Raw genomic sequence first — 13,484 nt, forward strand, 5'->3', positions numbered from 1 at the left:
TTTGCAACAGACATCATCAGTTTTTGAAAAAATGGATCATTTATATGCAATTGGTTATTTATGGTGGCTATGCTTTCATTTTTATATTATCATTTAGTCATATAGTTGTATATACCAATATGTATGCAATATTTCCCGATAAAAAAGAAGCCCCATTGCGAGCTTCTGTCTTCCCCAACAGCCTTGAGATGAAGCTGATTGCACCGCCTCTTCCGCCAGGCTTCTCCGGGATTCCTCCCGGGGTGTTTAATGCAATTCAGGATGCTGAAGCTGTTCCGTTTCCACCTGAATCGTCGTATGGTGAATCTGAAAATGTTCGGCGATCAGCCGGATTGCCTGTTGCAAAATCTGTTGCTGGTCAAACTGTTCCTCGACCAGCAAGTGGCAGGAGAGCGAATCGAGCCCGGAGGTAATCGTCCAGACATGCAGGTCATGCACATTGATGACCCCGGGAATGCTCCGCAAAATTTTGTCCACCTCATCACAATCGACCGTTACCGGCGTACCTTCCATCAAAATGTGCAACGAATGGGAAATCACACCCCAAGCTCCTTTCAAAATGAGGACCGCAACCAAAATACTGATCAGGGGGTCAGCGTAATACCAAGAAAAAAGGTAGATCAGCACCCCGGCCGCGATCGCTCCCAGAGAACCGAGGGCATCTCCCAGAACATGAAGATAAGCGCTGCGCAAATTCACATTCCCTTTTACATCCCCTTTGCTCAGTAAAGCCCAGGCGCTCAGCAGATTGGCAACAAGCCCGACGGCCGCGATCAGGATCATCGGGCCGCTGGAAACGCGGGCAGGATGGAAAAAGCGCAAAACCGCCTCCCAAATAATCCATCCGGAAATGATGAACAACAACACTCCGTTAAAAAGTGCCGCCAGGATTTCAAACCGGTAATATCCATAAGTTTTGCGCGGGGATGGAGGCCGAACGGCAAACCACAGGGCGGCAAAGCTGAGGAAAAGGGTAGCGGCATCGCTGAGCATATGTCCTGAATCGGACAACAAAGCCAAACTATGAGTAAACAATCCGCCGAAAAATTCGAGCAACATAATGCCAACGGTAATCAGCAGAGCGATGAGCAATCCTTTTTTGTTATCTGCCCGCTGATGGCAATGGTGCAAATGCCCGTGATCGTGGTCTCCATGTGTATGAACATGCATGGCCCAGTTTTCACCTCATTTTCCGTCGCAGGTCGGTAGTTTTTGGCCTCTTCTGCCTCCCTGCGTTCCAAATCGTCTGTAAAAGGACGAGAAACTCCCGCAACAATGTCGGGAGTTTTTTATCTCCGGGTCTGTACCGTCTGGTCACTTTGCTCTTTGCAGTCGCAGCGCGTTTAACACAACGGTTACGGAACTGAACGCCATGGCGCTTCCCGCGATCCAGGGAGCGAGAAATCCAGCCGCGGCAACCGGAATCCCCAGTGTATTATATGCAAAGGCCCAAAACAGGTTTTGTTTGATATTGGAAATGGTCTTTTTGCTCATGCGAATGGCGTCGACGATACCGGTTAAATCCCCACGCATCAGCGTAATCTCTGCGGTTTCCATCGCCACATCGGTTCCCGTTCCGATCGCCATGCCAATATCGGCCGTTGCCAATGCCGGGGCATCGTTAATTCCATCCCCGACCATCGCTACTTTCCGCCCTTGTTTCTGCAAATTTTTCACTTCTGCCGCTTTTCCTTCCGGGAGGACTTCGGCGATAACGTGCTCAATTCCTGCCTGTCGGGCAATGGCTGCGGCCGTCCGTTCATTATCCCCGGTGATCATGATCACATCGAGTCCCATCTCTTTCAAGGCATAAACTGCTTGCCGGGATGTTTCCTTGATCTCATCGGCGACCGCCATCACCCCGCATAATTTCCGGTCAATGGCCGCAAACATCGCCGTTTTCCCTTCCTGCTCCAAACGTTCCGCCAATTTCAGACCATCAGCCATCTCCACTTCGTGCTGATTCATCAGGCGGCGCGTTCCGACCAGCACTTCTCTCCCCTCTACCCGCGCCTTGATGCCAAATCCGGCGATCGCTTCAAAATCAGCAGCTTCCACCAACGCGATTCCGCGTTCGCGCGCCCCGGCAACAATCGCCTCTGCCAGCGGATGCTCGGAGAAGTTTTCCGCGGAAGCGACAAGGCGCAAAAAGTCCCGTTCTCCCACACCAAAGGGGATGACATCGGTCAGCACCGGCTTGCCGACGGTGACGGTCCCGGTTTTATCCAGAATGACGGTGTCGATGAGATGAGTGGTCTCCAGATACTCCCCGCCTTTGAATAAAACTCCCAACTCCGCAGCCCGTCCGGAACCGGCCATGATCGAGGTGGGAGTGGCCAAACCCAATGCGCACGGACAAGCGATGACGAGAACAGCGATCATTTTTTCCAAAGCCGAACCAAAATGGCCGGGAGAGACAAGGAAATACCAGATGAGGAAGGTCAGCAGGGCAATGCCGACGACGATCGGAACAAAGATGCCGGAAATGGTATCGGCCAATCGTTGGATCGGGGCCTTGGAACCCTGCGCTTCTTCCACCACTTTGATAATTTGCGCCAAGGCCGTTTCTTTTCCCACCCGGGATGCCTTGATTTTTAGCAGGCCGTTTTTGTTGATCGTCGCCCCGATCACCTGATCGCCCGGAGCTTTTTCCACGGGGATGCTTTCACCGGTCAACATGGATTCATCAACGGCTGAACGCCCTTCCAGCACTTCACCGTCAACCGGTATTTTTTCACCGGGTCTGACGAGAACAAGATCCCCTGCGGCCACATCTTCCACCGGGATTTGCATCTCTTTCCCGTCACGGATGACCGTTGCCGTTTTTGCTTTCAAGCCCGCCAATTTTTTGATCGCTTCGGAAGAACGCCCCTTGGCTTTCGCCTCAAACAGCTTTCCAAGCAAGATCAGCGTAATCAGGATCGCGCTCGTCTCAAAGTAGAGTTCTACCGTTTTGTGCGGATCAAGTGACCATAAGACCACTTGGTACAAGCTGTAGAAATAAGCTGCCGACGTACCGAGCGCCACCAATACATCCATGTTTGCGCTCTTGTTGCGCAGCGCTTTGTATGCCCCGATATAAAACTGTCTGCCGATGAGAAACTGCACGGGAGTAGCCAAAATCAGCTGAAACCAAGGGTTCATGAACAGATGCGGCATCCATATAAAGGAAAGAAAGCGAAAATGGCTTATCATGCTCCAAATGAGCGGAAGGGATAAGACCGCTGACAGGATAAGCTTCCACGTTTGGCGGCGAATCTCTTTTTGTTTGCGCTCTTCTTGCTCTCCCCCCGTATTCGCTTTTTCTGTTGCATGATAACCGAGCGCCTCGATCTTTTTGATGATGTCGGCAAGTTGGACTTCGGCGGGGTTATATTCGACCGTGGCCGACTCCAAGGCAAGATTGACATTGGCATGGAGGACACCGCTTAAGCGACGCAGCCCTTTTTCAATGCGGGCAGCACAGGCCGCGCAGGTCATTCCGGCAATGGACAACTCCTCTTTTTCCGTCAGAACCTGATAACCGAGATCAACAATCTTCTTCCCCACAGCTTCCGGGGAAACCTTGTGCGGGTCATAGGTGAAATCGACCCGTTCCAGGGCAAAATTCACATTGGCATTTTGGATTCCTTCCAGGCGCCGGATGCCTTTTTCAATCCGGTTCGCACAGGCCGCACAAGTCATTCCGCCAACTGCAAACGAACCCTTTTTTTGTTCTGCCGCTTGATCCCCCACGTCCTTCACCTCCCTCCGCTTGAAGCCGGGGAAATCCCCTTTGGCGCTTACGAACGGACAACATCATATCCTTGATCTTCAATCGTCTCGATCAGTTGCTCCACATTCACGGCACCATCCTCAAATTCTATATCAACCAGACCCTCATTCAAGCGCACCGTGACTTCGCGAACGCCATTCAGTTTCCCGACGCTGGTTTCAACTGCATTGACACAATGGTTGCAGGACATGCCGTTTACTTTCAGTGTAACTTGAGCCATCGCTATTTCCTCCTCATTCAGGTACATTGATTTTAGGTAACGACAAAAGATTTTTGAGTTGCGCACTCATGGTAACTTGCAGACTTAACATTTCCTTTGTCAAAATCCGGCGTTTGGCCAATCAACATACCTGTTCTTTATTAACATTCTTCACATTCAATATACTATACCCCCCTACTGTATTTCAACGGGGAGCGGGGAAAAAGATATCAACGTATACGCAGATTTTCCTTCCATTTCCTCTATCTTCATTATTTCTTCATATTTCACTTTTATGATGAAATCACGGGAGCGGATTTGTTCGACATGCTCCGCTCCCATCCCGTCCTTCAACTTCTTTTTATATATTTCGCCAATCACGGCTTTGCTGAAGAAAAGTGGAGGAATTGCTGATGAAGAAAAAAGGAGTTATTCTTCTTTCCGTTTTTGTGGCCGTCGTCGCGATCATCGCCATTGTCGCGGCGGTGACCGTCACCCTTTCCAGGGAAAAAGACAGCGCAAATCCGACTCCGGCGCTGGCCGTTCCCAAAGTTTCCAAAGACGCGCAGGGAAGGCCCCTGAAGGAGTTTACCATCACGGCCAAACCGGCGAATTGGACGCTGCAACCGGGGATTCAGGTTGATGCGCTGACTTATGACGGAACCGTTCCCGGAAAAACAATCAAAGTCACTCAGGGAGATCATGTCAAAGTTCAACTGATCAATCAGATGAACGAACCGGTCACTATTCATTGGCATGGTTACCCGGTTCCCAACGGAATGGACGGTGTGGCCGGTCTGACTCAAGCTCCGGTAGCTCCCAAGCACAGCTTTACGTATGATTTCATAGCCAAAGTTCCCGGAACTTATTTTTACCACTCCCACTATAACAGTTCCACCCAGGTGGATCGAGGGTTATATGGAGCCTTCATCGTCCTGCCCAAGAAAGAAACGGTAAAATACGATCACGACTATGTTCTGATTTTGGATGAATGGATGTCCTCGCAAACGAAAATGGAGATGGATTACGCTTCAATGGACATGGAAGGCATGGATCATTCGAAAATGAATATGGATCACGCTTCGGCGGACATGGGAGACATGGATCACTCGGGGATGCACATGGAAGGCACGGATCATTCAAAGATGAATATGGATCACGATGAAATGATGAAAATGATGTACGATCTCTATTCCGTCAACGGAAAGACCGGGTCCGCCATCCGGCCGCTGAGGGTGAAAAAAGGAGAACGGGTTCGGTTGCGCTTCATTAATGCCGGTTATCAGACCCACATGCTGCACCTGCAAGGACAAAACTTCAAAATCGTTGCCGAAGACGGCAATGCGATTCCAAATCCGGCGGAGGTAAAGGATCAGCTGATTCCGGTCGGAGCGTCCGAACGGTATGAAATCAGCTTTGTTGCCGACCACAGTTTTGCCATCGACCTTCATGACAGAACCAAGGGAGCCAAATCCTTCCTGCTTCCCGTCGAAGTGGAAGGCAGCCAGACAACCGTAAAAGCCGATCACGAAAAAAATCTGCCTGTTTGGGATTTGGCCAAATACAATCAGGATCAGACGAAGTCCCCCGTCTCTTTCCGGTCTTCGTACACGCTCCACCTCAACACGAAAACGGAAAACGGGGTGCAAGTCTATACGATCAATGGCAAAACATGGCCAAACACCGATCCTCTGCCGGTCAGGGCCGGGGAACAAGTCGAGGTCACCCTGATAAATGAGGGAAAATCCGTCCACCCGATGCATCTGCACGGTCACAAGTTTCTCGTGCTGTCGGTCAATGGAAAACCCGTTTCCGGCCAGGTTTACAAGGATACAATCCAGGTGAACCCCGGGGAAACGGTTGTGATCACCTTTAAGGCGGACAATCCCGGTGTCTGGATGTTCCACTGCCATGATCTGCACCATGCAGCCATGGGCATGATGACCGATGTAACATACCAGGGCTACAAAGGGACTGATCCGGACAAACGCAAACAAGTGCACGAATAGAAAACCGGCTCCTTTTTCGGAAAATCCGGGAAGAAGACCCATGCAACGCAAAAAGGAGTGGATTCCCCCACTCCTCCGACATGCAACCGAAAATATGGGACGAATCGGTATGTGCCGGTTTGTCCCTTTTTGCTGCTTATTTCGGCAAAGAGAGCACCACCCTCGTTCCACGTCCCTCCTCACTTTCGATGCAAATCTCTCCCTGATGGGCTTCAACCAGCTTCTTTACGATCGTCAAACCGATGCCTGTCCCTTTGCGCCGTCCTCCCGCCCGATCGCCACGATAAAACCGCTCAAACACCTTGGGGATTTCTTCAGCAGGGATCCCCATCCCCGTGTCCTCCACCACCACGATGGCCTGCTCCTCCCTGTTTGTCACCCTGACGGTGACTGTTCCCTCCGGAGGGGTAAAATCAAGGGCGTTGGACAACAGATTGAACAATATTTGCGTGAAGCGGTAGCGATCGACGGGCACGACCACCGCCTCCTCCCCGGCAAATTTCAGATTCACCTTCTTCTGCACAAACGGCGTTTCCATCGTTTGCAGGAATTGCCGGATGATCTCCACGAGATTTTCCGGCTGCCGGTTCAATTTGAATTGCGGTGAATCCAGCCCCTGTAATTGTTCCAAGTCGCCGACCAAATGAATCAGCCGTTCAATTTCTTCATAACAAGCATGGAGACGTTCCGGGGTCGGGCTCCAAATCCCGTCCTCAAAAGCTTCCATATGGCTTTTCAGCGTAGCCAGAGGGGTTCTTAACTCATGGGCCAAGTCAGCGGTCAAATTTTTGCGGAATGCCTCCTGTTTTTGCAGTTCCTCCGTCAGGTGATTGAGCGCCTGCCCGAGTTCGGCCAATTCGTCGTTTCCCGAGACGGCGATGCGGGATGTCCACTTGCCCTGTTTCATCCGTTCGGCCACTTCCTTCATCTTGATCAGGGGCGCACTGATGCGCTTGGCCAGATAGAGACTGATCATGACAGCCAGTGCGATCGTGCCGATCATCGTCCACAAGGTTGATTGGACCAATGCCTGCTGCAGATGATAAACAAGCAGCACCGTGCCTGGATCAAGCTCCGGGTACTCACGCAGATACATCGAAAAGTGATAACGGATTTCCAGCAGCAAAAAGAGGATGGCCAAACCGATCATCCCGCAGGCAACACCGATAAACGCTCCGGTCAAACGCCTTTTCATCGGCTTCGCTCCCTTGGCGCAAACCGGTATCCAAATCCGTAAACAGTCTGAATGTATTCCGGCGTCCGCGGGTCGGATTCAATTTTGTGGCGCAAGTTTTTCACATGTTGGTCAATGGTCCGGTCATCTCCGTGGTAATCATAGCCAAAAGCCTTGATCACCAATTCTTCGCGGGAAAAAGGACGGCCGGGGTGACGGGCCATCACGGAAAGAAGTTTGTATTCAGCCGGCGTGAGGTGCACCGTTTTTCCCTGCTTCCACACCGTCTGCGCCCCGGAATCGATGACCAGATCGCCACCGTTGAAGGTGACTCTCGTCGCCAGCAAATCCGGTCCCGACCTGCGCAAGATGGCCTTGACGCGGGCAATCAGCTCCCGGGGGCTGAACGGCTTGATCACATAATCATCCGCCCCGAGCGCCAAGCCTTTGATCCGGTCTTCTTCACCGACCTTCGCCGTCAGCATGATGATCGGCACCGGCGACTGTTCCCTGATTTGTTGACACAACGTTTCTCCCGGCACATCGGGCAGCATCAAATCGAGAATCACAAAATCGATCGCTTTTCCGGCAAACAGCCGCAAACCTTCCGTGCCCGTTGCCGCTTCCCATACAGTAAAACCCTCGTTTTGCAAATATGAGACGATCACATCCCGAATTTTTTGTTCATCCTCGATCACCAAAAACTCTCTCATCTCGATCTCTCCGTTTCGACCGGTTCCGGTCGCTTCTAACCGCCCCGGCTCTTGAATACGTTTTAAAAAGTATGATGTGGACACTGAGGGGTGAGCAAAACCATGCCATTCCGCCGCCGTTTGTTCTACCGAAACCATCTCCGGTTTAAGCGGCCCTTTCACTTTCCGCTGCCATCGATCCGGTTCCCGTCCTTCTCTCTTCCCCGAAGAAACAAAATCAGCAAAAAAACGCCGGCGCCATTTCATTTCCGTTTTCATCCCCATCCGGTGTTTCGCCTGAGGAGAGCATCCATTCCGATCATGATTATCATTCTGTTTTCCTTCTTGATTTTCTCTTTGTGGAATCTCGAGCGGGAATTGGAGCCCATTTTGAGGGCCATCGCCCAGGAGGAAGCGAAAAAAATCGCCCAGCACGCTTTCTCCAACGGCATCGAGCAAATGCAGAAAGCCTTGAACGGCCGTTTGCAACCGATTGCCACCCTGCAGACAGACCATCAGGGAAAAATCGCCGGAGTGAGTTTTAATACGCAAACCGAAGCAGCCATATACAAAATCGTCTCGGAAAAGTTACTTGAAGAGTTGGACAAAACCCGGGAGTACAGCGTAAAGTTATCGCTCGGGGAAATCACGCAAAGCAGCATCCTGTCCGATTACGGCCCCGAACTTCCCTTAAAATTGTGGATTGAAGGTTCTCCGCATGTGACATTTTCATCCGAAATCGTATCACGGGGGATCAATACGGCTCAAGTCAATATCTATCTCAACGCTGACATCGAAGTGAAAACGCTTTTGCCGCTCACTAAGGACCGGCTTCATTTAAAATTCAACCAGCCATTGGCCCAACAAGTGATTGTCGGCGATGTTCCTGATTTTTATCCGATCGGAATCGATACGATAAAAAAATGAATCCCTTTAAAATAATTTTCACTTTGTCAACTGGAAACATTTACTTTATACTAAATTTAGAAGATTTATTTGGGTGAAGGAATTTTTGAAAACGTGCGGCACTTATCACCCGTCGGAAAAATCTTCTCCGACCTCTTCCAAGCCCGTGCAAAAGCTGCCTGATATATCAAAGAGAAATCGTTTGAGGTGATCATATCTTGCGTTTTCGCCATGTTGGCCTGCTCGCAGTACCTTTTTTATTGCTGAGCGGATGTACAACACAAGCGCCGGAACAGGCGGGCAGCGATTCATCGCAGCTCGAGAAAACCACAGTCCCGGTCACGATTCAACTGGTTGACCCGAAAGGGAACCCGCTCACCCAACAACCCGTCGGAATCGAATTGAAGGATACGCCAAAAGGGCGTGTCACTCCGACGATCTCCAATCTCACTGATCAAGCGGGAAAATTCGAAACCGAAGTAACCCCGAACAAAACATACAAACTGGAAATCAATAACCAGGGCAAAATCGTGACCAAAGAGTTTAAAGTGACCCAAGCCAACAAAACTTTGGTCATTTCTGTGGAAAACGGTTCCTGAGGAAAAATGAAAAAAGCCGCTATCTCGCAGGAGATAACGGCTTCTTTTTTATTTCGCATCTATGGATGGATCACATCCACATCCGAAGCCCGGACAAAGGCGAACCGGTGGTTGAAATGAATCCGGTAAAACTCTTGCTGTCCGTAAATCATTTTATGAGTGGCATAGGGATCATCGGTGAAGACCTTTGCGTAATAATAATCGCCTTTCACTTTTTCCTCGGCCACATAGACTTGCCCTGCCGGGATTTTGTACTGCAAGGGAATCAGGGCTGCGGGGGTAATTCCCGCGGGATAAGCGGCATCCTCCGGATAGGCTCCCCCATAGACGGGAATCTCCTGAACTCCTTTTTTCGGCGCAATCAAAGTTCCTCTGCCCGGCACCGTATTTTGATGATGCGGATTATAAAACCAGGCTTTTTGCCCTCCGTACCAGATGGCATCCCAGTCCCCCTTGTGCTCCGCCAAGTAATACGTTTGTCCGGTGACCGCTTTGTCCCCCCAGTCGAGCCCTTGCCGGGTCCCCGGTCTATTCAGCGCCGGATCATCCAGCAACGGTGCATCAAAGCTCGGCTCTGAATAGAGGTAAACGAAGTTGGAAGGCTGCGGGTTCACTCCATCAATCGGGGGCCGGTTGGTTTGGAAATTGGGTTTGATTGTGACCACATTTTTATTTCCGAACTTCGGGATAATCGGGGCCCCCAGAAGCTCCATGTAATGGTTCCAATCCCAAAACGGCCCGGGGTCTTGATGCATGGAAGACTGGTAGTTCGGTGACAGACCGGGAACTTCGTCATGACCGAAGATATGCGCCCGATCGAGCGGAATGCGGTATTTAAGCGCCAAGTAGCGCACCAGTTTGGCCGAAGAGCGGTAAAGCTGTTCGTTATACCAGGCTGCCCCTTCCATGGCATAACCCTCATGTTCAATTCCGATGCTGTGTGAATTGATGTACCAGTTGCCCGCCTGCCAGGCGATATCCTTGTTTTTCACCATTTGGGTCACTTCGCCGTCCTGGGAGCGGATCACGTAGTGGGCGGAAACAAATGCATCCGGATTGGCAAACAGTTTAATCGTATCCAAATAGTTTTCTTCTGTATCATGAATGATGATATAGCGGATTTTCCCGCCGAAATCGGGGCGATCTGCCAGATCATAGTTACTGTAATCTCCGGGAGCTTCACTCCGCTGTATATAAGCGGCCGGAATAAAGCGACAGGAAAGACCGGAGGGGCAGTCAGCTCCCGTCCAATCGGCATTCTGCAAATGAAGGGATTTCACTGTTTGCCGATTCGGCTCAACCTTCTCCGGCCGCAGTTTCACTTGTTGCCCGCTCGTCGTTGTCCGTTCGACACCTTGATTGATGGTATCAAAAACCTGATCGGCAAAATCGAGTGCCACATCCGCCTCTGATGAACCGCTGTACTTCGCCACTGCCCCATACCAATCGCCAATTTCGGACGGAACCTCTCCCGTCGTTTGTCTGGCGTACTGCGCAAGGAGCGCTGCGGCTCCCCGGATGTTTTGCCTGGGATCCTGCTTCAGCCGTTCCGGGCTCTCTCCGAGTAACGCTGCCGCCGTCTTCAGCGTATGCAGCCCCGGGTTTTGGCTCACCTCTTTCACCGTCAGCCGAGCCGCTTCATCTTTGCCGTTACGGCGCAATTTAGCGGGGTCAACATCAGTCAAATGCATAAGTCCGTACCCGCCCGACACACTTGGCTTCCCGTCATGCTGTTCAAAAAGGGAAACATTATAAGAGACGGACAGCAAGATCTCCTCCGGCACTTTAAACTCCCGGGCCGCGCTGGCGAAATCATCCTGAAGTTGACGGTCATTGCCGGTTTGCGCATAGACTTGAAAAGCGGAACTCTTCCCGGCCAAACTGCTTCCCCACGGAACCAGTCCGGCTGTCAGGCCCGCCACTGCCACTACCGCGATCAGCCTTCTGAGACGGCCTTTTTTCTCAATCGACAATCAAATCCCTCCTTGTCGCAGGGGACAGATCCGATCAGGCATGCCGGAACACTTTCTCCAAAATCACGCCCATCGAATGCCTGTCACATTCATATGATTAACTATATTTCTTTCTACAACAGGCATAAAAAAACCTACTTTATTTTGCCCACGAAGCGATATGGATTTGGAGGGAGAGATTTTCAGAAGGGGGCCTCATACGCGGCCAAACCCGGGAATTTAGAAAAAACCTCTGCCGGAACAAATGCTCCAACAGAGGTTCGCTCACTCATGAAGAGAAGAAATGGTGATGGTGACGATGATGGCGATGACGGCGGTGAGAAGAAGACGAGTGACTGCGACTGTAGCTGTGACTATAGCTGTGACTGTAGCTGTGGCTGTGACTGTGCGAGTGTGAATAAGAGTGATAATGGTAATGGCGGCGATGGCGCCGGTGTTTCTTCCATGAGGAGGAAGAGAAGAATCCGCAGTAATACTTCAGGATCTCCAGGTCCCTTTCCACTTTCTCCTTGAACTGCGCACTGTCACGGGTAAAGAAAAAGCGGCCGGTATCGACAATTCTGATCCGGTTGTCTTGATCCACCATCATATTGTTCAAGTGTAAATCACTTGGAATAATCCCTTTCTTGTAACAATCTTCCGCATATTTTTCCAGTTGCCAGTAATACCGGTCAGGCAGCTTTCCACCCGCTTTCACCATTTCACCCAACGTGTGACCGGACACTTTCTCGACAACCAAAAATCTTCCCTGCCGTTCTTTATAATAAAGCGTGGGAAAAGCAGAATAGCCCCGCATGTAATTCAATACCCGATCGTCATCGTTTTCGCTGTAATTTTCCTTGAACACCTTGACTGCATATCCCTCATAATCATACACTTTGCCGCTTAACCCCTCACCGAGCAACGGGTAACTTTCTTCAATCGCTCCCGACAATACCATCTCGGATAATGTTTCGATTGCCTTGCGATCCAATGAAAACGGCTGCTTCATCCTGTTTCCTCCCTATAGGTTTTCCAGAGTCTATTTTCACTTTTTCTCGCAGCTTGAAACCTCTGACAGAAAATATTCATGCTTCCTTTTCTAAAATATTCGCTCCATCGCCAATCATTCCAGGGGCCCAAAGGCATTCTCCCCTGCAAGCTTCTTCCATTCAGTGAGAAATTCTCTGTCTGTTTTCAAGAAAGAGTTGTGAAACGGCAAGATATTGGGATAATATTGGTCGTAGTCTGGAAAAGAGGAGGTGAATGCCGTTACCAACCATCGGTGTAACGGTATCACAGATGAGTGTTCATATTGGAGCAAAACAGGGTGAAATTGCCGAAAACATTCTGCTGCCCGGAGACCCGCTCCGCGCAAAATATATCGCGGAAACTTTTCTTGAGAAACCTTCCTGCTATAATCAGGTGCGCGGGATGCTCGGTTTTACCGGTACATATAAGGGGAAACGAGTCTCCGTACAGGGAACCGGCATGGGAGTGCCCTCCATCTCCATCTATGTAAATGAATTGATTCGCGAATACGGCGTGAAAAAACTGATCCGTGTCGGAACCTGCGGTGCGATCCAAAAAGACGTTAAGGTTCGTGACGTGATTTTGGCCATGACATCCTGCACCGACTCCGCTGTCAACCGGCAAACGTTTCCCGGATTTGACTTTGCCCCTTGCGCCGACTTTGATTTGCTGAACAAGGCTTATCAGACTGGTGTGGAAAAAGGGTTGCACGTTCGCGTCGGAAATGTGTTAACCTCGGATACCTTCTACCGTGACAGCATGGAGCCGGTCAAAAAACTGGCTGATTACGGTGTATTGGCTGTCGAAATGGAAACGACCGCCCTCTATACTCTGGCCGCCAAATACGGCGTTCACGCCCTGTCCGTCCTTACCGTCAGCGATCATATTTTTACCGGTGAAGAGACGACGGCGGAAGAGAGACAAACAACTTTCCACGATATGATGTTGATGGCGCTTGAGGCCATAACCAGAGACTGACTGATTCCCTGCCGAAAGGCGGGGTTTTTTATATGCTCTGCCAGTTCCGTCAAAAAAGGGAGCATTATTGCGGAAGAAAGGATTGATCGCGCCAATCGGGCTGAAACGCCTCCAGAACGCTGTTGATGACATTCGACAAAATGAGAGAAACGGCGAAAAATGAAATAA

At 50.5% G+C, this 13,484-nt stretch carries 11 protein-coding genes; 4 read left to right on the forward strand and 7 right to left on the reverse strand.

The window, feature by feature from the left end:
• Positions 1-246: 246 nt before the first annotated feature.
• From I8U18_RS07180 to copZ, 3 genes are all read right to left on the reverse strand, one after another.
• Positions 247-1,170 carry a cation diffusion facilitator family transporter gene (locus I8U18_RS07180; RefSeq protein ID WP_198064628.1) on the reverse strand — a complete coding sequence of 308 codons (924 nt, stop codon included), beginning with the start codon at positions 1,168-1,170 and terminating at the stop codon, positions 247-249.
• Positions 1,171-1,314: 144 nt separating this feature from the next.
• Positions 1,315-3,735: a heavy metal translocating P-type ATPase gene (locus I8U18_RS07185; RefSeq protein WP_370589202.1), complete on the reverse strand. Its 2,421-nt coding sequence runs from the start codon at positions 3,733-3,735 to the stop codon at positions 1,315-1,317.
• 47 nt (positions 3,736-3,782) lie between these two features.
• A complete protein-coding gene (gene copZ, locus I8U18_RS07190) occupies positions 3,783-3,995 on the reverse strand; it encodes a copper chaperone CopZ (RefSeq protein WP_033101047.1) in 213 nt (70 codons plus the stop codon).
• A 392-nt stretch (positions 3,996-4,387) separates the two neighbouring features.
• Here copZ and I8U18_RS07195 point away from each other — a divergent pair, with 392 nt between their 5' ends.
• Complete coding sequence (locus I8U18_RS07195; protein ID WP_198064629.1) at positions 4,388-5,983, forward strand: multicopper oxidase family protein; 1,596 nt, start codon at positions 4,388-4,390, stop codon at positions 5,981-5,983.
• Between the two features lie 136 nt (positions 5,984-6,119).
• Here I8U18_RS07195 and I8U18_RS07200 read toward each other — a convergent pair whose 3' ends face one another.
• A complete protein-coding gene (locus I8U18_RS07200; RefSeq protein WP_033101046.1) occupies positions 6,120-7,178 on the reverse strand; it encodes a sensor histidine kinase in 1,059 nt (352 codons plus the stop codon).
• The gene (locus I8U18_RS07205; RefSeq protein ID WP_370589201.1) at positions 7,175-8,116 is read right to left on the reverse strand and encodes a response regulator transcription factor; all 942 of its coding nucleotides are present in this window, start codon (positions 8,114-8,116) and stop codon (positions 7,175-7,177) included. The genes I8U18_RS07200 and I8U18_RS07205 overlap by 4 nt, the downstream gene beginning before the upstream one ends.
• A 21-nt stretch (positions 8,117-8,137) precedes the next feature.
• On the opposite strand from I8U18_RS07205, the gene yunB reads away from it, so the two are divergent.
• Entirely contained in the window at positions 8,138-8,776 is a 639-nt protein-coding gene (yunB, locus tag I8U18_RS07210; protein ID WP_309485156.1) for a sporulation protein YunB, read from the forward strand.
• 197 nt (positions 8,777-8,973) lie between these two features.
• On the forward strand, positions 8,974-9,354 hold the full coding sequence (locus tag I8U18_RS07215; RefSeq protein WP_198055450.1) for a hypothetical protein: 381 nt from the start codon (positions 8,974-8,976) through the stop codon (positions 9,352-9,354).
• A gap of 59 nt (positions 9,355-9,413) precedes the next feature.
• Here the strand turns inward: I8U18_RS07215 and I8U18_RS07220 are convergent, their stop codons facing one another.
• On the reverse strand, positions 9,414-11,327 hold the full coding sequence (locus I8U18_RS07220) for a peptidoglycan recognition protein family protein (RefSeq protein ID WP_198064630.1): 1,914 nt from the start codon (positions 11,325-11,327) through the stop codon (positions 9,414-9,416).
• Between the two features lie 268 nt (positions 11,328-11,595).
• Positions 11,596-12,318: a BUD32 family EKC/KEOPS complex subunit gene (locus I8U18_RS07225; RefSeq protein ID WP_198064631.1), complete on the reverse strand. Its 723-nt coding sequence runs from the start codon at positions 12,316-12,318 to the stop codon at positions 11,596-11,598.
• A gap of 290 nt (positions 12,319-12,608) precedes the next feature.
• On the opposite strand from I8U18_RS07225, the gene deoD reads away from it, so the two are divergent.
• Positions 12,609-13,316, forward strand: a complete 708-nt coding sequence (gene deoD / locus I8U18_RS07230) for a purine-nucleoside phosphorylase (protein ID WP_198064657.1) — start codon at positions 12,609-12,611, stop codon at positions 13,314-13,316.
• Positions 13,317-13,484 lie beyond the last annotated feature (168 nt).

Origin of the sequence: Thermoactinomyces sp. CICC 10522 (genome assembly GCF_016055075.1) — a bacterium.
GTDB classification, from domain to species: domain Bacteria; phylum Bacillota; class Bacilli; order Thermoactinomycetales; family Thermoactinomycetaceae; genus Thermoactinomyces_A; species Thermoactinomyces_A daqus.